Origin of the sequence: Marinomonas pollencensis (assembly GCF_003387375.1) — a bacterium.
Lineage (GTDB): Bacteria > Pseudomonadota > Gammaproteobacteria > Pseudomonadales > Marinomonadaceae > Marinomonas > Marinomonas pollencensis.
Genome location: NZ_QUNG01000013.1, coordinates 1 through 20,205, shown reverse-complemented (window position 1 = coordinate 20,205; position 20,205 = coordinate 1). Strand labels below are relative to the sequence as shown.

The window sequence follows — 20,205 nt, the reverse complement described above, 5'->3', positions numbered from 1 at the left end:
GCCTCATACTTCGTCTTCTGCCACCAAGCGATATCCCACTTTCGAAATCGTGCGCAAATAAGCATGTTCAAAAGGACGATCAATCAAACTGCGCAACTGGTAAATATGGCTGCGCAGCACTTTACTATCAGGCTCTTCGTCTCCCCACAAAGCATCACAAATTTCTGCTTTGCTCACCACTTCTGGTGCTCGGTTCATTAGACATTTTAAAATAGTATATTGCGAAGGGTTTAATGAATAGCGACTGCCTTCACGTTGTAACACGCGCGTATTCATATCAAGGGTTAAAGCACCAAAATTTAATACTCGATTGGCGACGGCACCAGTATGACGTCGTATTAACGCCTGCAACCGCGTATCTAAAATCTCTAAATCAAAAGGCTTAATTAAGTAATCGTCTGCGGCATGACTAAAACCACTTAGAATATCTTCTTTTGTATCACGCGCGGTGAGCATCAAAACAGGGGTATCCTTGCCACTTTCACGCAATAACCGGCAGACGGTTAAACCATCCATTTTTGGTAGCATTACGTCCAGAATAATCGCATCGTAGTGACCATTTTTCGCCAATTCGAGGCCTTGCACACCATTGCTTGCGTAGTCTAGGATGTCACCTTTGATTTCAAAATAATCAAAAATAACCCCTGCGATATCTTTATGGTCTTCCACTAATAGTAATTTCATTCGCTCTCTGTCTCAGTCAGTCGCATCTTCGCTAGCCTAAATTATGCCATAGCAGCATGAAAAAAAAGTGAATCATCTTTTTACGACTTGTTGATGCGTAACATCGTGTTATTCCCATCAAGGTACAGAAAAGGTGAATCATGAGTGCAGTACCCTACCTTTATAAAGCGCCAACAAGAAAGCCAACATCAGAACAAGCATTAGTAAGCGTTATTATTCCATTCTTCAATGAAATGGATGTCTTAGCCATCTGCCATGAACGCGTCTGTCGAGCACTGGATGCGCTTGGCCAGCATTGTGAAATCCTTTACATCGATGATGGTAGTACAGACCTCAGCTGGCGCTTGGTAACACGCTTTAATCATCCGATGCATCAGGTTAGATGCTTACGTTTTAGCCGTAATTTTGGCAAAGAAGCCGCTACCAGCGCAGGATTAAAAGCCGCAACCGCTCGCTGTGTCATTTTATTGGATGCAGATCTACAAGACCCACCAGAATGCATTAAAGAGATGGTACAAGCCTGGCGAAATGGCGCTCATGTGGTTGAGATGCAACGCAAAGCGCGTCATGGAGAAAATTTCCTGAAGCGTTTTAGCGCACGTCTGTTTTATAAACTGATGTCGAAAATGAGCGATCAGCCGATCACTGAGAACGTCGGTGACTTTCGCCTGTTGGATGAAAAAGTCGTGTCCGTGATTAATCAGCTACCAGAGCGCACTCGCTTTATGAAAGGCCTTCTCGCGTGGCCAGGGTTTCAGCGTACCATCTTGCAATTTGACCGTGATCCTCGCCTAGCGGGCAGCACGAAATGGAACTACTCAAAACTCATTCATTTGGCATTAGAGGGGATTACCTCCTTTAGTACTAAGCCATTACGCTGGGCCACAACCGCAGGTGTACTTACTTCTCTCAGCGCCTTTGTCATGGCGCTAATAATATTCACCAAAACCCTTCTTTGGGGAGATCCAGTGACCGGTTACCCTTCCACCATGCTGATGATTTTATTTTTAGGCGGCATTCAGCTCCTGTCAATTGGCGTACTTGGTGAATACGTAGGACGCCTGTTCATTGAATCCAAACAACGACCACTTTATGTCCTTATGGAAGAGTCATTCAGTCACCCCACTTGTACCCACCAGGAACTCGAGTATGCCCCTTAATCGCCACGCATTACCTACTTCAAAACAGCTCATGCTACTGCTATTTAGCTGTCTACTGATACGATTGTTTTCCCTCAGCCTTTATCCATTAATGGACACCACAGAAGCACGCTACGGCGAAATGGCTCGCATCATGGTAGAAACAGGCAACTGGATAACCCCCATGTTTGATTACAATGTGCCATTTTGGGGAAAGCCCCCCATTTTTAGCTGGCTTAGCAGTGCGGGATTTGAACTGTTTGGCGTGACTGAATTTGCCGCTCGAATACCTCATTTGCTCGTCGCCTTAGGCATTCTTTGGCTCACCTATTTGTTGGCAAAAACACATTATAATTCAAGAAAAATGGGATTATTTGCCAGCAGCATTCTGGCCTCTAGCTTCTCTTTTATTCTGATTTCTGGCGCCGTTACAACAGACACAGCTCTCACCTTCTCCATTGCGCTTAGCATGGTCAGTTTTTGGTTCGCCTGGAACAAAAAGCACCCTATTTGGGGTTACCTATTCTTTGTCGGTTTGGCGCTCGGCATGCTTTCAAAAGGCCCTCTTGCACTGGTACTGGTAGGCATCAGCCTGGCACTCTGGTTGCTTCCCAATGCTCGCTGGAAAAAACTATGGCAGGTTTTACCTTGGGGTTATGGCAGTCTGCTGTTGCTACTGATTACATTGCCTTGGTATGCCCTCGCAGAATATCGAACGCCCGGTTTCTTGGATTACTTTATTGTCGGCGAGCACATCAAACGTTTTATTATTGGAGGCTGGAAAGGTGATCTGTATGGTACCGCTCATGAACGTGTGCGGGGCACCATCTGGCTCTATGGCATGATTGCCATGTTACCTTGGACACCTCTTATTTTTGCCCAATGGGCAAGATTGCTGCGCAGCAACCAAGACACTCAAGAAGCCGCTAGCGGATTTGGCAGCTTCCTTCTTTGCTGGGCCATAGCCCCTCTTTTGTTATTCACTTTTGCTGGCAATATCTTAATCACTTATGTAATGCCTTCTTTACCTGCCACGGCGCTATTACTGCTACATTATCAGCGTCAACAGGCCCTCCCTCGCTGGCTCTATGGCATCGGTTTCCTAACCCCTGCTATGTTAATTGTGTTTATTACCGCTCTTCATTTTCACTATGGAGAGGCTCGTTCAGAAGCCGGCATTATGGCCATTTGGAAACAACAAAAGGAAAGTGAAAGTGCGGACCTTTTCTATCTAAGACACCGTCCGTTTTCTGCACAATTCTATTCCAATGGCAAAGCATTACAGCGCTCAGAGGCCAATAAAGCTTGGCTAAAAGCCCAGCACAAGCCTTTTTTCATCGTGCAACGATCTGATGCTAAGGAAAGCTACCCTAATTGGTCTTGTTCACAAAGAAGCCAAGAGCGCAAAAAGACACTGTTGTATTGCCAGCAATAAATCAGCGCGTAACGCAGTTAAATAAGGGAGGCCACGCCTCCCTTATTTAACTGACTTTTTCTGCTTGCCAGCAATGGCTAAATCGTAACCGAACCATAGCTTGGTTCCGCATGAGCATGCTGTAATGCAGAAGAGGCATGAGCGATATACATCATACTGCTTGTATTGGTGCCATTAATCGTTGGTAGCATACCAGCATGAGCCCATGCCATTTTGCGCTCATCCCGCGGCGAAATACCAATATGCTTACGATAGCAGCGGCTAAAATGCGGAGTGGATATAAAGCCGCAGGCGGTAGAAATTTCGACAATCGACATATTCGACTGTTTTAATAATTGGCGCGCACGATCCAATCGCAAGCGCAAATAATAGCGCGAAGGCGAGCAGTCCAAATATTTATGGAACATACGCTCTATTTGACGGCGAGAGACATTCACGAAGCTCGCCATTTCATCTAATTCAATCGGTTCTTCTAAGTTGTTTTCCATTAACTGAATCACATCCACCAATTTAGGTTTACATCCCCCTCCATTGTTTAATTGGCGTAACGGCATTCGCTGCTGATCGGATTCAGTACGAATCCGTTCACAGATAAACATATCGGATACCGCATTGGACAGTTTGACCCCATGCTGACGCGCTATCATTGTTAAAAACATGTCCATCGGCGCATTGCCACCAGACGAGGTAGATCGATTACGATCAATAGAAAAGAGCAGATTATTGCAATTTACTTTAGGGAAACGTTCCTGCAGTGCGGTGAGGCATTCCCAATGCACACTGCAGTTATAACCATCAAGCAAACCGGCATGGGCCAAAAGATACGCCCCAGTGCAAATACTACCAAGGTGAACACCTTTGCGAGCTTTTTGCTGTAGCCAAGTGACCTGTTTACCGGTAAAAGAGCGCGTAATATCTAATCCACCAGCCACAATAATTAAATCCAAATCTGGCGCATTTGCCATGGCATGGTCTGGCGTTAGACTCAAACCGTCGCTGGCCGATATGGGCAATCCATCCTCAGAAATTAAGTGCCAGCTATAAAGCTCTTCCGCTGACAGTTGATTTGCCATTCGTAAGGGTTCTATCGAAGACGCTAAGGCAATCATAGTAAAGTGATCGAGCAGCAAAAAGCCGACTTTTGTGGTTTTTTTCGCTGTTTGAGGAGGAATGGAATGTGTTGTTGTGACCATGGCTGTGCCCTCTTATTTTCACTTCTTAAACTTAGGCAAAAATCAGACCAAGATTAAAGAAAATGCATTTTTTATTATTTGGGGTGATACCGTCGCAATAAGAGACAAAACCATGGCATTGGACTGCTCTAGACACACAATACAGCGTTATTTAGCAACCCTGAGGTCAGTAGCCCCCATCTTTGATAAAAATTTTGCACTGTTTTAATCCACCATGGCTCTTTTATTGATCCAGCATTTAATAAAAATAGCCTTTTCGTTAGAATTCCACAACCACATTAGTCTTAGCCACAGTACAACAAGACAGCACATACCCCTCTTCTACATCATCATCAGTAATGCCACCATTATGATCCATCTGAGTTTTACCCTCTGTTACCAGCACCTTGCATGTACCGCAGATTCCCATTCCACAGGCTTTCGGTATCATTAAGTCCAATTTTGCTGCCGCGGTATGCAAGGTTTCCCCAGCCGACACTTGAATACTTTTACCACTGTTAACAAACTCGACTCGCAGCAAATCATCTTGGTTAATCGCATCCGCTTCTGCCTGCGCCACTTCTGCCTGCTCTAGCGCATCTTCCACCACACTTTCTGGTGTCGCACCAAAGGATTCTTCATGGTAATGACTCATGTCAAAACCATGCTTTTGCAACAGCGCTTTGATTGCATTCATATAGGGTGTCGGGCCACAACAAAAAATCTCTCGCTCCATAAAATCAGGGGAGATCATGCGCAGCTTATCTTCATCAAAAAAGCCCCGATAACCCTGCCACGGCAAACCGTTCTCCATTCGCTCTACAATCAAGTAGAGGCCAAAGTTATCTAAACGCGACGCCATATGATCCAGCTCACGCGGATAAATCACATCACGGGGAGAGCGAGCACTATGAATAAAAGTAATGTCCACATCCGCATTCGTATCAAACCACCAACGCGCCATCGACATCACAGGAGTAATACCTACCCCCCCAGATAACAAAAGCACTTTCTCTGCGGCAAAATCTATACAATTAAATTGCCCAACCGGCCCATGTACTGCTACCTCACTGCCAATTACCATGTTGTCATGGAGCCAATTTGAGACTTCACCTCCAGGTACGCGTTTGACCGTAATAGAAAAGCTATAGGGCACAGAGGGAGAACTCGAAATGGTGTAAGAACGCATCACCTGTTTGTCGTTTATCTCCAACTCCAACGTCACAAACTGGCCAGGCTTAAAGAAAAACATCACAGGTTGCTGTGCCATAAAGCAAAACGTGCGCACATCCCATGTCTCATGAATTACTTTTACACAACGTACATTGTGACGACCATTGACCCAGGTTTGAGTATTAACTGGGGCTAAGTAATCAGCGTTTACACTAGGCGTCGAATCGGTCATAGCGGCTTCCCAATCAGTGGCACGTTAATCTGTTATTCCGCTCATTCTCGTTCGACTAGAGAGACACCAATTAACTCTAAACGACAATAACTTGCTCATTGCCACCAAAGCCGCACGAGATCAGACATTGAGAGTCGATTTGAATACCATAGCATGTCGCGATTGGGCACTTTACTCGGCTGTTATTAGCGCAATATAGCCTTAAGGTTATGCCCAATTTCGGCATGCCCGTGTGCCGCAAACGCTGTCTTCAGCATGACGAATTTAGCAACTTATATAGTTAATTCTTTTTGCAATTAAGGGTCCAGAAAGATGAATCAAAACGATCTGCTTAATGTCCGCCATACCACCCTTGATGAGGCGCGCTCAGACATGTTGGATGCGCTGCGTAAACGCCTAACCAACCATTCACTTGAAGCACGCTTTTACAATGACCCTCATGTTTTTCGCATCGATATGGAGGAAGTGTTTCAAAAAGAATGGCTGTTCGTTGGCATGACCAGCGAAATCCCCAGCAAGGGTAATTATTTTACGGTTCAAATCGGTCAAAACCCTATTCTGGTAGTGCGCGATGCTCAAGGCAATATCAATGCCTTTCACAATACTTGCCGTCATCGAGGATCCGTTCTTTGCCATGAACAGCGCGGTAAAGTAGCGAACCTCGTCTGCCCCTATCACCAATGGACATACGACCTCAAAGGCAATCTGCTGTTTGCTGGCAATGAGATGAATCAAGGGTTTGATAAAGGCCAACACGGTTTGCAAGCAGCTCACTGCAAGCACTCCGGCGGGTTTATTTTTGTCTGTTTAGCGCAGACGGCTCCCGATGATGAGTTTGATGCCTTTCTCTCTTCACTGGACGATTACATGGCCCCTTACGATGTGGAAAATACCAAGTTGGCGGCCGAATCAACTATGTATGAACGCGCCAATTGGAAACTGGTACTGGAAAACAATCGTGAGTGTTATCACTGCGCTGGCAGCCACCCAGAACTGTTAAATTCGTTGCTCGAATGGGACGACACCCACGACCCAAGGGCGCCACAAGATTTCATCGATCATTATAATGCCCAAGCGGCCCAATGGGATGCCGAAGGAATTCCCCATCAACATAAAAGCTTTGGCAGATCCCAGCGCAATCGCATGGTTCGTATGCCCTTAAAAAAAGGCACTAAGGTGATGACCATGGATGGCAGCGTAGCCTGCAAAAAATTGCTCGGCAGAGTAAAAAATCCTGAATTAGGGTCGATGCGAATTTTGCACCTGCCTAATTCGTGGAACCACATGCAATCAGACCACTTTATTGTGTTTCGAGTACTGCCTATTTCTGCTCAAGAAAGCATAGTCACTACAAAGTGGTTTGTGCACAAAGATGCGGTAGAAGGGGTGGACTACGAGACAGAAAAACTACGTCATGTCTGGGATGCCACTAACGAGCAAGACAAAAACCTTGGCGAGCGCAACCAAATGGGCATTAACTCGATTGGCTATCAGCCTGGACCTTATTCAGAAACCTATGAATTTGGCATCATTAACTTTTTAGAATGGTACACCTCTACCATTCAAAAGAATCTTGTCACACCCTAATTGGGCGGATCGACAACTCTCCCTGCCAAACCAAAACGGGCGCTTAATCAGCGCCCATTTTAAAGAATCTTACTAGAGTGCAGCCTGCTGAGTACCCGCTGATTAGACCCACACCAAACGTGGTTTTTATACCATTCCTGTAAAGCCAATAAAACGCCGCAGCAAGGCTTTTACTTCCGGCAGAACCGTTACTTCGTTGTGCTCCATTTCTTGGCAAAGCTGTTGCACAAACGATATCTGCTCCGGGTATTCCTTTAACCACGCTAAGGTCGCCTCGCGGACTTCCTCCAAGCTTTGCTCCTGGCAAACAGGTGCCCCTAGGGCGATCAATTTTTCTTTAAAATCTACTTCATCAACCAAGTCTACAATCATCATAGTTTAGTACCTAGCGAATCACTTTCTCTTCCAGTAATAGATCAAAAATAGCTTGTGCTTTTTGTTGCGTCGTTTCGTTTATCAGCACCTTGCCAGCATCACCTTGCGGTTTTGCTGTGGCCGCCTTAAAGCGTTCGGCAGCGGTTTTCGCTTTTACCGTTTTAAGACGTTTGGCACGAGGTTTTGCCTCAGCCTCTTGCCAATCTACACGAATCTGGTCTACTTCTCCAATACTCTCAATGGTTTCTATTTTGGCCCGTAAGCCGACCCCAAACGCACTTTGACGCGCAGGGGGGGCAGCCAAATCCAGGCTAGCAATAAAGGGTAATGCAACTCGCACCGCACGGCGTTGACCCCGTGGTAACGCCAATAACACCTGCGCCTCCCCCTTTTCTACACACACAATGTCTGCTACTCGAGCCACCACTGGCCAACCTAAAGCATGTGCTAATAAATAGGGCACCATACCAGACGACTCACCACTCTCACTACGGACTCCAGTGAGCACTATGTCGATGTTTTTTTGTTCTAAATAACGCTGCAGAACAGGCACAGCATCAAATCTATCTGCTTGTTTTAAAACCGTTAAAGACGATAGTCCCATACCTGCATATTGACGTAAAACTGGCTCATCAGGGTTGCCCACATGAACCACTGATAATTGCTGACCTGCAAGCTTCAACCCCATTTCGACAGCACGGCCATCTTGTTCAGCACGTCGCGACCGCCCCGACTGAGGGTGGCGGCCCACTGACACCAAAGACACAATATTAAGCGGCATCGCTGTCCTCCTTGTTAGTGTTTCCTTGAACAGCACCGGGCTCAACAAGCTTCTCGTTCGCTAACATCATCAAGGCAGACAAAATCGCATCACTGTCGTCAATCACAGCTAAATTCGCTCGTTTTACCATGTCACAACCTGCATCAGTGTTAATCGCTATGATTTTGTCGCACTGGGCAATCCCCTGTAGATGCTGGATTGCCCCTGAAATGCCCACGGCTATGTAAACACGCGCTGTCACCCAGGTGCCCGATGCGCCCACTTGACGAGAACGTGGCATAAAACCATCATCAACCGCCACTCGACTCGCTCCTTCCGTGGCGCCTAACGCCTTAGCAGTCTGGTGAAATTGCGCCCAGTTATGGATGCCATTGCCTGCCGACAATATGAACTCGGCTTCAGCCAATGGAATTTCATTCGGGTCGACAGCCACTAACCCTTGGTCAAGTAAGCGCGGCGCAGGACGCTGTACCTCAGGCATCTCTAGAGATAAAACTTGATGACGCGTTTCATCAATGGGGTACGCACATTCTTCTAGCAAGAATAAAATACGTGGCGTGGCTCGGCTTATATCAAGGCTCCCCCCTGCGCCACGAGCGACGGTTTTTTCCAGATCCACTTGCCATGCTTGCGTCGCCGGCCGCTCTCCTAACTCAGCCGCAAGACGAGAGCCCAAATCTGTACCACCATGAATGCTATCAGGAAACAGCCAGTGTTTTGGTGCCCATCGTTCGTCCATAGCAGCCAACGCGGCGGCTTTTGCTTCTGCTGCAAAGCCCTCAAACTCAGCGCCTGCAAAGTGCACCAAGCGATCCACTCCAGCCAACTCAAACTGTGTTTCTTTGACTTCACCAAAGCACACCGCCACCACCGCACCTTGTCCTGCTATTTCCTTTTGTAAGCGATGAGCCAGGCCTAATATGTCTTTGTCATGGCCAGATAATCGCCCCCCCACCATATCCGGCACCACGAAAATATAGAAATCTGCCGTGGCGACTACATGCCATGGCAACACGACTTCTGGCACTACCGATTGTCGTTTATTGGGCGTCTGAACTGCATTTCCTTTGAGGCGATCAATGCGCTTAATACCATTAGGGCCAATAAACCCGATTTGACGTGGGTTTCTACGCATTAAGCCATTTGCCCCCATCTCGCCGCCGACGCCTTCGCTAATCACCTCATGATGTCGTGGGTGTAAGCGATTTCGAGCCATCCATTCTTTACGCGGATCACGCCGTACCACCCCCACAGGGGACACAGCGACAGAGGAGAAGTCATTCATCAATGGACCTCCTCAATCAACTGCCCTACCAGAATTTCCGCAATGTCTTTCACCACTGGTCGAGGTTCAACCACCCCTTCCAACATGGCTGTGCATTGCTGACAGCCAACTGCCACCAGCTCAGCGCCGGTCTCAGTGACGTCGGCCATGCGCATATCGGCGATACGACGCTCTCCTGGAATATCGGTAATCGGTGCACCGCCGCCACCGCCACAACAGCGAGAACGGTAGCCGGAGCGGGCCATCTCGGTAATATTAATGCCTAACGAACGCAACAGCTCACGAGGTGCTTCGTATTCACCGTTATAACGACCTAGATAACAAGGGTCATGGTAAGTCATCCGGGTGTCACTAAAGCGCTCAAAATTAAGCAAGCCTTGTTCAACCAAATGATTCAAAAAAGTCGTATGATGAAGCACCTCAACAGCTTGTCCTGATGCCCCTTGAGAAAGCACCCCATTCACATCCAAGTCACTGTATTCATTACGCAAGCAGTGGTAAGCATGGGGATCAGTAGTGACTATTTTGTTGAACTTATACTGCGACAGTGTGGCCAAATTACGCTTCGCCAAACTCTGAAAACTGGCGTCATCGCCTAACCGCCTCGCTACATCGCCACAGTCGCGCTCTTCGTCACCCAAGATAGCCACGTCCACCTTAGCGGCTTTCATAAGCGTCACAAAAGCGCGAAGAATACGCTGACTGCGCATATCAAAAGCGCCATCAGACACCCAAAATAATACATCCACTTGCTGCTTATCTTTCATCAAAGGCAGGTTCTGGTCAGCAGCCCAATGGGTTCGGCTCCCTGGGGCATAGCCATTGGGGTTATCGGTGGCAATTATATTTTCTAACACCTGCGCCCCCTTATTAGGGGTTTGGCCTTTTTCCATCGTTACAAAGCGGCGCATATCCACAATGGCATCCACGTGTTCAATCATCATCGGACACTCTTCTACGCAGGCGCGACATGTGGTGCAAGACCATAAAGTATCGGCATCAACCAAACCTGCGGTGATCACATTATCGGCCCCGCCTTTGGCACTGCCTAACGCTCTGGCCTCGCCTTTACCAGCTGGATAAGGACTGCCAGCGTAGTTAGCATCTGTGCCGCCCGCCAAGCCCACCACCATATCTTGGATCAACTTCTTTGGATTCAATGGTTGCCCTGCGGCAAACGCGGGGCACATGGCTTCGCATTTGCCACACTGTACACACGCATCAAAACCCAGCAATTGATTCCATTTGAAATCACTCGGTTTGGCCACCCCATGAACCTCTCCCCCCAAGGCTGCGGGCTTCAATCCAGTCGAACGACCACCACCAAATCGCTCCGGACGACGGTGGAAAGCAAGGTGTAACGCCCCCGCAAAAGCATGCTTCATCGGCCCGCCCCACGTCATACCAAACAGCAGCTCCGACAAGCTGATAATGATGCCTGCCGACAAAATCATCGTTAACAACCAATTGCCAGTCCCCTCAGGCAATACTCCAGCCATGGGCAGCGTCAGTACAAAAAATGTCACAGCAAACGTCAGTAGGCTTTTCGGCAAGCGCATCCAAGGCCCTTTGGATAACCGACTAGGCGGCTGTAAACGACGTTTCGCGATAAATAAAGCACCAACAAACATCAGTCCTAACGCCACTAATAACGCCCCTGCCAATAACCGATTGCTGACGCCAAAGACATGCACTAAGAGCACTAAAATCATGGATAAGACAAAACCACCGGCGGTGGCAACGTGGCTCTGAGACATGTATTTGTCCCGTGCAACCACATGATGAAGGTCCTGCAAGTAGCGTTTTGGCAGTGCCAACAAGCCAGCCACTATATCGACTTTTTCTGGCTGCCCTGCACGCCATAAATTGGCTCGCCGCACACCGCCAATCACCGCCAATATAAGCAGTGTCACAATCAATACTGAAGGTAACCAGTCAATCGCCATGATGAATCCTCATCCGCCAAATAGGCTCATCGTTAAAGGTCTTTGCAAAGGCGCAAAGCATCGTATAGCGCCGCATGGATATTTCGCTGTGACACACAATCCCCTAACCGCCATAGAATCATGCCATCCACTGCCTCATCACCCTGCGCCTTAAGCACTGGCTGTGGCTCGATATCAAACAAGGCTTGCATATCAATCTGCCCCTTATTGCAAGACGCTGCTTTTAACGCGTAGTACAAGTCTTCATTCGGGCGGGTTCCGTTTTCAATCACCACTTGATCAACCACCCGCTCTTCTTGCTGGCCGGTGTATTCATTTTCTAACAGCGCCACTAAATGACTGTCTTCACGATAGACTTTTTCCAATTTGAGGTCTGAAGACATAATAACTTCTTGCTCATACAGCGAACGATAGTAAGTCGGAAACGTAGTGCCACCAATGCCCACCCCAGGCTTGATGTCGTCCGTTACTAGTTCCACCAAGGCCCTTTTTGCCGCCAAATAATCCGCGGCAGACATACCAGAAAATTCGCAAATCGTGTCGTAGATCAGTACATTTTTACCAGGCTCGACCTTGCCGCTTAAAATATCCCAAGTGGATACCACCAAGTCGTCTTCCGCTCCCCACTCTGGGTTCTGCTCAAGGAAAGGGCGCCCTCCCGTTGCCAAAATACAAACGTCAGGCGCCAAACTGGTTACCAGAGATTCATCCGCAGCGGTATTAACTCGAATCGTCACGCCTAAACGCTCTAACTCCATAATTAACCAGCGACTGATGCCCGCAATTTGATCTCGCTGTGGCGCTTTTGCCGCTAAATTAATTTGCCCACCTAATTCAGACGCCGCTTCAATTAGCGTGACTTTATGTCCGCGCTCTGCGGCCACGCGAGCGGCTTCCATTCCTCCTGGTCCACCACCAATTACCAACACCTCACGAATTACACCACTGGTTTTCTCAATGGTATGGGGCAGCCCCATGTACTCTCGAGAGGTCGCTGCATTTTGAATACAGAGCACGTCCAAACCTTGGTATTGACGGTCGATACAGTAATTTGCACCAACACACTGGCGAATTTGATCCACCTGATCCATCTTGATTTTGGCGATAAAATGCGGATCGGCAATGTGCGCGCGCGTCATACCAACAAAATCCACATACCCTCCTTCAATAATTCGCTTGGCTTGATTTGGGTCTTTAATATTTTGCGCATGAATCACAGGCACATCGACGACTGCCTTGATCCCAGCCGCAAGATGTAAAAATGGCTCAGGAGGATAGCTCATGTTAGGAATCACATTGGCCAAGGTATTGTGCGTATCACACCCCGATCCCACCACACCGAAATAATCGATCATGCCGGTGTCGTTAAAGTATTTGGCAATCTGTTTCATGTCCTCGTGATTCAAACCATCTGGGTGGAATTCATCACCAGAAATACGCAGGCCCACAACAAAGTCTGGACCGACTTCTGCGCGCACCGCTTTGAGCACTTCTAGGCCGAATTTCATTCGCCCTTCAAAAGTCCCGCCCCATTCATCGGTACGCTTATTAACTCGTGGTGACCAGAACTGATCGATCATATGTTGGTGTACTGCAGACAGCTCAACACCGTCTAACCCGCCTTCTTTGGCACGGCGCGCGGCTTGAGCGAAATCCCCCACAATACGCCAAATTTCTTCTACTTCGATGGTTTTACAAGTCGCCCGATGGACGGGTTCACGGATACCCGACGGCGACATCAGGCTGGGCCAGTTTTCACCATCCCAGCGGGAGCGGCGCCCCATGTGGGTAATTTGAATCATGATCTTGCCACCGTGCTTATGCACAGCGTCGGCTAGGTTTTGAAAATGCGGAATAATACGGTCGACAGACAGGTTCACCGAACTCCACCAGCTTTGCGGGCTGTCGATCGACACCACACTGGAGCCGCCGCAAATACACAGCCCGCATCCACCTTTGGCTTTTTCCTCGTAATATTTCACATAGCGGTCGGTGGTCATCCCGCCATCTGTTGCATAGACCTCCGCGTGAGCCGTACTAACAATACGGTTGCGTATCGTTAATTTATTGATCTTGAGTGGCTCGAATAACGCATCATACTGGGACATAGTAAAACCCCGCCTTAGTTAAAATAACGGACAGTCAATAAACAGATTAACGCGGTGACACAGAGAAATAGCCCACATCACAACCTTCTTCTGCAGCACTCTGTGTTTGAATGGCTTGGCTGCGCACCGCTAACCCTTGGCTGGCAGCCACTTGGTCCAGGGCACCAGCAAACCAACCTGTGAACATATAATCCACTTTGCGATTCACCTTGGCGCCATGCTCTTGCAGATAGTGATAAACAAACGCGGAGTTTTCTAAACGTACTCTGGCCGTTCCTTCTGCAACGTTTAGGGCCTCGGTAATAAACAACCCCCATCCGCGTTGCGACAGACGTTTTAAATAATGGTGCCACACTTCATCGCCAGTAAAACCGTGTAGCTCGGCCTCCTTTTCACACCAAAAATACGCCGACTTATAACCCGCCTTGTAGAGAATTTCGGCGTATCGTTCCGCACCAATCTCCGCTTCGATGCCCATATGGTTATTAACAAAAAAGTGGCGTGGTACGTACAGCATGGGCAAAGCATCGGTATTCCAAACACCGGTTTCATCGTCCACTTCAATTGGCATTTCTGGTGCGTGCGTTCCCATAATTTTTCCTTTTGCCGTGACTGTTTCACTGTGTTTATTCATTTTAGGTGGCATTGTGTTTTACTCGCCCCAGACGTTTTCCAGCAAGGAGACCCAGTTTTCACCCATGATCTTGCTTACTTGGCGCTCGCTAAAACCACCTTTTAATAGCGCCTCGGTTAAATTAGGAAATTCCCCTACGGTACGAATGCCTTTCGGATTAATGATTTCCCCAAAACGCGTTAAACGACGGGCATAACCTTTGTCATGGGTTAGATATTCGAAAAAGTCTTCACCGTGACCTTGAGTAAAATCGGTGCCAATACCGATGGCGTCTTCACCTACTATGTTGTAGATATAACGAATGGCTTCGACATAATCTTCAACTGTGGCATTAACGCCGGCACGCAAGAAAGGGGTAAACATGGTGACCCCAACAAAGCCACCATGGTCAGCGATGAACCTAAGCTCTTCATCGCTGCGGTTTCGAGGGTGCTCTTTTAATCCTGAGGGCAAACAATGGGAATAAGCGACTGGCATTTTCGATTCAAGAATCACTTCTTTTGCGGTATTTGGTCCCACATGAGAGAGATCACACAGCATACCAACACGGTTCATCTCAGCGACAATCTCACGACCAAACCCTGATAAACCGCCATCACGCTCGTAGCAACCTGTGCCAACTAAGTTTTGCGTGTTGTAGCACATTTGAACAATTCCAACGCCTAGCTCTTTAAATATTTGTACATAGCCAATTTGGTCTTCAAAGGCATGGGCGTTTTGAAACCCCATCATGACCCCTGTCTTACCCTCCGCTTTGGCTCGATAAATGTCTTTGGTGGTATAAACCTTGGTTAATAAATCGCTGTTAGCTTCGATCAACTGATTCATTTCCACCACATTACGAACAGTACCTTCAAAGTTTTCCCAGAACGACACAGTACAATTAGCGGCAGTTAACTTGCCCTTGGCCATGTCTTCAAAGAGTTCACGGTTCCACTTCGCACAAATCAAACCATCGATCACAATGGCTTTTTGATGTAATTCTGCTGCGTTCATTGCGCTTCCTTCCTGATTAACATCGAGGCTCTAAAATTGCTAAACACCAATAAACTCAGTGTAATTTTTCGATTCAACAGAGAGCTGGCTGGAAACGACGAGAGGAATACCAAAAGCGACTCGCGCAAAAGCTATCAGGCAATGATGAGCGCCGTCATCGCTAGGAAGGATTCGCTAGAAAAATGCAGTAAGGAAGAAAAACAAAGAATAGAAAACGAGACGCGAACGCGAAAAGGCGTTCTGCTCGCCAGCATAAAAATGGCCATGCTTATCGACAAGAATAAGCATGGCCATGGGAGAGTTGATACGATTCAAAAAGCTAAGATGTGAACCAAGAGACGAGAAATTGCCTACTTTTTTTGCAGCAGCTCTTCGAGCTTTAGCCCCGTCGCTTTATGAATGCTACGCCATAAATAATAAAAAATACTCATCATCATGATCATCGACGGAATCGCAATCATTGGGTAGCTGTACAATGTCATCTGACCCAACTCTTCATTGAACGCCTCAGTGCCTGCGGGACTGGTTACAATCCATTTGGCCAAGATGTAATTCATCGTCGCAGAAAAGGCAAACGACGCCACAATAAAGTAGGTAGCCTTCATCAGCTGTCGCTCAAACTGAGCCGTACTGTGGTTTTCTTCGAGCTTTTGTTTAATGGTGTCAACGTCCATGATAGAGGCATTAAAAAACAGCGCCCGCACCAATGGATAGCGGGTAAAGGTAGAGAGCCAAACGCCGATACCGATTAGCGCAGGAATCGCCGCCTCTTTGATGGCCAGCCATTGGTTGTCTAATTCAAACAAACCAATGCTGCCAGTGAGCAACACACTGACCAAACCTAATAAGGCGATAAAGTTGAATTTCTTATATTTAATAAGCTCAAACACCCCCCAGCCAAGAGGAAACGCAAGTGCAGCCACTAAGCCACCACTTACGCCAAGTTTGTCTTCACCGCTCATTTTCATCAAAATAAAAGAAGGCAAGATAACACTTACCATAAGATCAACCATCGGACGTGGCTTGTGTGTGGGTGTGCTGTTCATAATTTTTGGGTTCCAAGGTAAAAGCAAAAATACAGTCGAGCTATAATAAAGCAAAACATAGCATAAATGAGATAGACAATTCTTGCCCGTAAAAGTGCCACGGCATTTATTCACCATAAAAGAGCTTATGCGGCAAATCTAAAAAAGCCGAGACGTATCCATCTCGGCTTCTAACCCATCTAGTTGTAACGCTAGGCGCGCTTATTTACAGCCACAACCCTGATGTTTATCGTCCAGCGATTGCCAGTTTTTCAGCTTACTGGTCCCACCAATACCTGCATTAAAACTATTGGTCGGGTCCGTTTTTTGATAAAACTCACGCAACGCCGGTTTTGCGATGTATTCGTGACCAACATTATGTTCTGCTGGGTACTCAGCACCACGGGCGTCATAGCTTGATAGGATTTGCTTTTTAACCGCCTTCGCATCCACGCCTTTTTTCATGATGTAATTTTGATGCATCACGTGGCAGAAGAAATGTCCGTAGTACATTTTTACCGCCACTTTATCGTCGATCTCCGGCGGCAATTGCTCAAACCAATCTTGTTCATTTCGCGGGAACGCCACATCTATAGTCATGATAGAACCTAAATCCTTCCCATTCATTACATGGTAACGGCCCAATGCACCACCGGTCACATAACGATGTAATAACGCTTGATCGGCTTCACGCTCGGTACACTCTAGGAAATCCCCTTCATTGCTTTTAAAGAAGCTTTCCAAATAGGCCTTGGTTTCTGCTACCCCATCGTTACTGGTTTCTACAATCCAATGGTGCTCATACTTATCACGGTATTCTTCCATTCGCTTCGGCAAATGATTCGGAAACATTTGGCTAATGTACTGCATCAAACGGTCCGAAAATTTATTCGGCATAAACTTAAATTTGCTTGCCCAACGGTCGACAGTACGCTTCAAGGCAAACATCTTAGGAATGTATTTAGTGCCTAATTTATCAATCACTAAAAAGCTATCTTTACCGTATTTTTTACTGATATCGTAACTACTGCGGTGCATGTACTCCCCTGACACGGGAAGGTTTTTAAAGGTCGACAACATATCGCGACGCATTTTTTCCATCACCGCAGGATCGTTAGTGCCAATGTAAAACACCTGATATTTTTCTGGGATCGGGAAGGTATCAATACGCACCGCAAAAACCGCCAACTTACCCGCACAGCCTGAGGCTTCAAACAAACGTCTTGCATCAGCATTAAAGCGAGAAGGCGTGTCGGCATCGACGTCACGAATACGTTGCTGGTATTCATTATCCGAGCCCCGCTTATCGGGGAAATGAATGTCTTTCTCTTGGTAATTTTGATTACCAAGGTTTTCTAACACCTGCTCCGGTGTTTCACCTAAATCAATGCCCAAGTTATTGACCAACTCTAACTCGCCATCGCTTGTCACCTGAGCAAACAAGGACATTTCAGTATAGGCAGGACCACGCTGTACCAAGGCCCCGCCTGAGTTGTTACAAATACCGCCAACAATCGACGCACCGATACACGACGAGCCTATCACCGAATGAGGCTCGCGACCGTATGGCTTTAATGTTTCCTCTAAGCCAAATAAAGTACTGCCAGCCAAACCAACAATTTGTTTGCCTTGGTCGATCAATTGAATATCGTTAATGCGCATAGTGCTAATAATCACAATTGGGCGGTCGTACTCAGTACCATTAGGGGTAGAACCACCAGTCAAGCCGGTGTTTGCCGCTTGCATAATGACAATCACATCCGCCTTCACACAGGCTTTTAGTACTTGCCAAACCTCCACCAAACTGCCTGGTCGCACTACCGCATAAGCATTACCACCACCAAGACGAAAACCCTGACAATATGGCTGCTTTTTGTCTTCATCCATTAAGGTATATTGACTTCCTACAATGGCCTTTAATTCAGCGGCCAAATCTAAACTGAAACTGGATTCTGTCATAAAAATGCTTCGTAACGTGTTGATGGAGGGGCCACAATTATACTCGACTCAAGCAGCGATAAAAAAGTGTCATCTTCAATAGATGAGACATAAAAATCGGTCAGAGAGACAAATCACTCTTACTAAACTGGTTTGCAGTGGCTAGAAATGCTCTGCTGGCTCATCCTTACTCAACACTCATTAACAAATATCTCACAGTTAAAGCGAAATATTTGCTGCTAAAATAAAGAAAACTCGACCCTATATTGATCATTTTCAAGGCGGTTCAGATATGAAACTTACAACACACTCAAAAAAAATCACTTTAGCGGCCGCAATCATTCTTCTAGTTGGCTGCAGCGCCTCACCCACAGGCCGGACTCAATTCGTCGCATTACCAGACAGTCAGCTAGACCAAATGGGGGAAGAATCCTTTACCACCATGAAACAAGAAATCCCCACCTCCAACGACACCCAATTGCGTCAACAAGTACAATGCGTGGCCGATGCACTCATCGCCATATTACCCGACAAATACCGTACTCAAGATTGGGAAGTGGTGCTATTTGACGACAAACAAGTGAACGCCTTTGCACTACCTGGTTATAAAATCGGTATCTATACTGGCCTTCTAAGCGTCGCCAAAAATCAATCTCAATTGGCTGCAGTCGTAGGCCACGAAATCGCCCATGTGATCGCCCGTCACGGCAACGAAAGGGTTTCCACACAAATGGCCACCAGCCAAGCCTTAGCATTAGGCTACCAACTAAGCGGTGAAGACTCAGCGCAGAAAACCGCTATTTTCCAAGCCCTCGGTATCGGCGTGCAAGTGGGTATTATTCTGCCATTTAGTCGTACACATGAATCTGAAGCAGACTTACTTGGCTTAGAATACATGGCAAAAGCCGGATTTGATCCCAGAGAAAGCGTCGCACTGTGGCGTAACATGGCAGCCGCAGGCAGCAGCAAAACCCCAGAACTGCTATCCACCCACCCTTCACATGACACCCGCATTGAAGACTTACAAACCAACATGCCCGCCAACCTCGCCATCTACGACACCCTAATATCCCGCCAAAAACAAGCAAAATGCTACTAACCAACCACCTCAGAAAATACTACTAGCCGCCCACCCCTCAGGGTAAAACGCCATCAACAAAACGCGTTTTACCCTCATATCAGGACAGGCACCTCTTTTTAATTAGACAGGCACATATCTCCTCTTTAACTAGACAGGCACTAGCTGATAGCTCTATAGAAACTCAGCATTTTTTGTTCATACAGCAGGAAGTTAAAACACAATATGGGCGTTTTAATACCCTCATATCAGGACAGGCACCTCTTTTTAATTAGACAGGCATATATCTCCTCTTTAACTAGACAGGCACTAGCTGATAGCTCTATAGAAACTCAGCTTTTTTTGTTCACACTGCAGGAAGTTAAAACACAATATGGGCGTTTTAAGGCGTAATGAGAGACGTCTGTGGTTCTGGCTTCTTCAAAAGGAATTTTTACACGTAAGAAATTCTCAGCTTAATGCTGATAGATGACATTCAGATTGCTATTGGATTCAGCCGAGCCGCTGATTATGCTTGCTGTACCGCTTTCGTTGGTGAGCGTCACAATACTGATCAAGGGAGGCTATTTGCCCGACTACCCTGCCCGTTCTGGCTTCAAATTCCGTGGCCATGCACA

Annotated in this window: 17 protein-coding genes; 5 read left to right on the top strand and 12 right to left on the bottom strand. The window is 47.1% G+C overall.

Annotation, left to right across the window (positions count from 1 at the left end; genetic code table 11):
• Positions 1-3: 3 nt before the first annotated feature.
• Positions 4-684: a response regulator transcription factor gene (locus DFP81_RS15070; RefSeq protein ID WP_115898732.1), complete on the bottom strand. Its 681-nt coding sequence runs from the start codon at positions 682-684 to the stop codon at positions 4-6.
• Positions 685-824: 140 nt separating this feature from the next.
• On the opposite strand from DFP81_RS15070, the gene DFP81_RS15065 reads away from it, so the two are divergent.
• Both DFP81_RS15065 and DFP81_RS15060 read left to right on the top strand, forming a co-directional pair.
• Complete coding sequence (locus tag DFP81_RS15065) at positions 825-1,844, top strand: glycosyltransferase family 2 protein (protein ID WP_115898731.1); 1,020 nt, start codon at positions 825-827, stop codon at positions 1,842-1,844.
• Positions 1,834-3,258, top strand: a complete 1,425-nt coding sequence (locus tag DFP81_RS15060) for an ArnT family glycosyltransferase (protein WP_115898730.1) — start codon at positions 1,834-1,836, stop codon at positions 3,256-3,258. The genes DFP81_RS15065 and DFP81_RS15060 overlap by 11 nt, the downstream gene beginning before the upstream one ends.
• Positions 3,259-3,335: 77 nt before the next feature.
• Here DFP81_RS15060 and gbdR read toward each other — a convergent pair whose 3' ends face one another.
• Both gbdR and DFP81_RS15045 read right to left on the bottom strand, forming a co-directional pair.
• Positions 3,336-4,451: a choline metabolism transcriptional regulator GbdR gene (gene gbdR / locus DFP81_RS15055; RefSeq protein ID WP_115898729.1), complete on the bottom strand. Its 1,116-nt coding sequence runs from the start codon at positions 4,449-4,451 to the stop codon at positions 3,336-3,338.
• Positions 4,452-4,710: 259 nt separating this feature from the next.
• Complete coding sequence (locus DFP81_RS15045) at positions 4,711-5,835, bottom strand: FAD-binding oxidoreductase (RefSeq protein ID WP_115898727.1); 1,125 nt, start codon at positions 5,833-5,835, stop codon at positions 4,711-4,713.
• A 312-nt stretch (positions 5,836-6,147) separates the two neighbouring features.
• Here DFP81_RS15045 and DFP81_RS15040 point away from each other — a divergent pair, with 312 nt between their 5' ends.
• Entirely contained in the window at positions 6,148-7,422 is a 1,275-nt protein-coding gene (locus DFP81_RS15040) for an aromatic ring-hydroxylating oxygenase subunit alpha (protein WP_115898726.1), read from the top strand.
• Between the two features lie 126 nt (positions 7,423-7,548).
• On the opposite strand, the gene DFP81_RS15035 is transcribed toward DFP81_RS15040, so the two are convergent.
• The 7 genes from DFP81_RS15035 to DFP81_RS15005 are packed head-to-tail and all read right to left on the bottom strand — an operon-like array spanning position 7,549 to position 15,547.
• Positions 7,549-7,797, bottom strand: coding sequence for a hypothetical protein (locus tag DFP81_RS15035; protein ID WP_115898725.1), 249 nt, complete (start codon positions 7,795-7,797; stop codon positions 7,549-7,551).
• 10 nt (positions 7,798-7,807) lie between these two features.
• Positions 7,808-8,578 carry an electron transfer flavoprotein subunit beta gene (gene etfB / locus DFP81_RS15030; RefSeq protein ID WP_115898724.1) on the bottom strand — a complete coding sequence of 257 codons (771 nt, stop codon included), beginning with the start codon at positions 8,576-8,578 and terminating at the stop codon, positions 7,808-7,810.
• Positions 8,568-9,863: an electron transfer flavoprotein subunit alpha gene (gene etfA / locus DFP81_RS15025; protein ID WP_115898723.1), complete on the bottom strand. Its 1,296-nt coding sequence runs from the start codon at positions 9,861-9,863 to the stop codon at positions 8,568-8,570. Before etfA ends, etfB begins: the two co-directional genes overlap by 11 nt.
• Positions 9,863-11,809, bottom strand: coding sequence for a (Fe-S)-binding protein (locus DFP81_RS15020; protein ID WP_115898722.1), 1,947 nt, complete (start codon positions 11,807-11,809; stop codon positions 9,863-9,865). Before DFP81_RS15020 ends, etfA begins: the two co-directional genes overlap by 1 nt.
• Before the next feature lie 32 nt (positions 11,810-11,841).
• Positions 11,842-13,917, bottom strand: coding sequence for an NADH:flavin oxidoreductase (locus DFP81_RS15015; RefSeq protein ID WP_115898721.1), 2,076 nt, complete (start codon positions 13,915-13,917; stop codon positions 11,842-11,844).
• Between the two features lie 46 nt (positions 13,918-13,963).
• The gene (locus DFP81_RS15010; RefSeq protein WP_115898720.1) at positions 13,964-14,509 is read right to left on the bottom strand and encodes a DUF5943 domain-containing protein; all 546 of its coding nucleotides are present in this window, start codon (positions 14,507-14,509) and stop codon (positions 13,964-13,966) included.
• Positions 14,510-14,569: 60 nt separating this feature from the next.
• The gene (locus DFP81_RS15005) at positions 14,570-15,547 is read right to left on the bottom strand and encodes a dipeptidase (RefSeq protein ID WP_115898719.1); all 978 of its coding nucleotides are present in this window, start codon (positions 15,545-15,547) and stop codon (positions 14,570-14,572) included.
• Between the two features lie 36 nt (positions 15,548-15,583).
• Here DFP81_RS15005 and DFP81_RS18375 point away from each other — a divergent pair, with 36 nt between their 5' ends.
• On the top strand, positions 15,584-15,877 hold the full coding sequence (locus tag DFP81_RS18375) for a hypothetical protein (RefSeq protein WP_115898718.1): 294 nt from the start codon (positions 15,584-15,586) through the stop codon (positions 15,875-15,877).
• A 20-nt stretch (positions 15,878-15,897) separates the two neighbouring features.
• On the opposite strand, the gene DFP81_RS14995 is transcribed toward DFP81_RS18375, so the two are convergent.
• Positions 15,898-16,593, bottom strand: a complete 696-nt coding sequence (locus DFP81_RS14995) for a VC0807 family protein (RefSeq protein WP_115898717.1) — start codon at positions 16,591-16,593, stop codon at positions 15,898-15,900.
• A 201-nt stretch (positions 16,594-16,794) separates the two neighbouring features.
• Positions 16,795-18,531: a D-lactate dehydrogenase gene (gene dld, locus DFP81_RS14990; RefSeq protein WP_115898716.1), complete on the bottom strand. Its 1,737-nt coding sequence runs from the start codon at positions 18,529-18,531 to the stop codon at positions 16,795-16,797.
• Positions 18,532-18,802: 271 nt separating this feature from the next.
• Between dld and DFP81_RS14985 the strand changes: the two genes are divergently transcribed.
• The gene (locus DFP81_RS14985; protein ID WP_115898715.1) at positions 18,803-19,609 is read left to right on the top strand and encodes a M48 family metallopeptidase; all 807 of its coding nucleotides are present in this window, start codon (positions 18,803-18,805) and stop codon (positions 19,607-19,609) included.
• Positions 19,610-20,205: the final 596 nt, after the last annotated feature.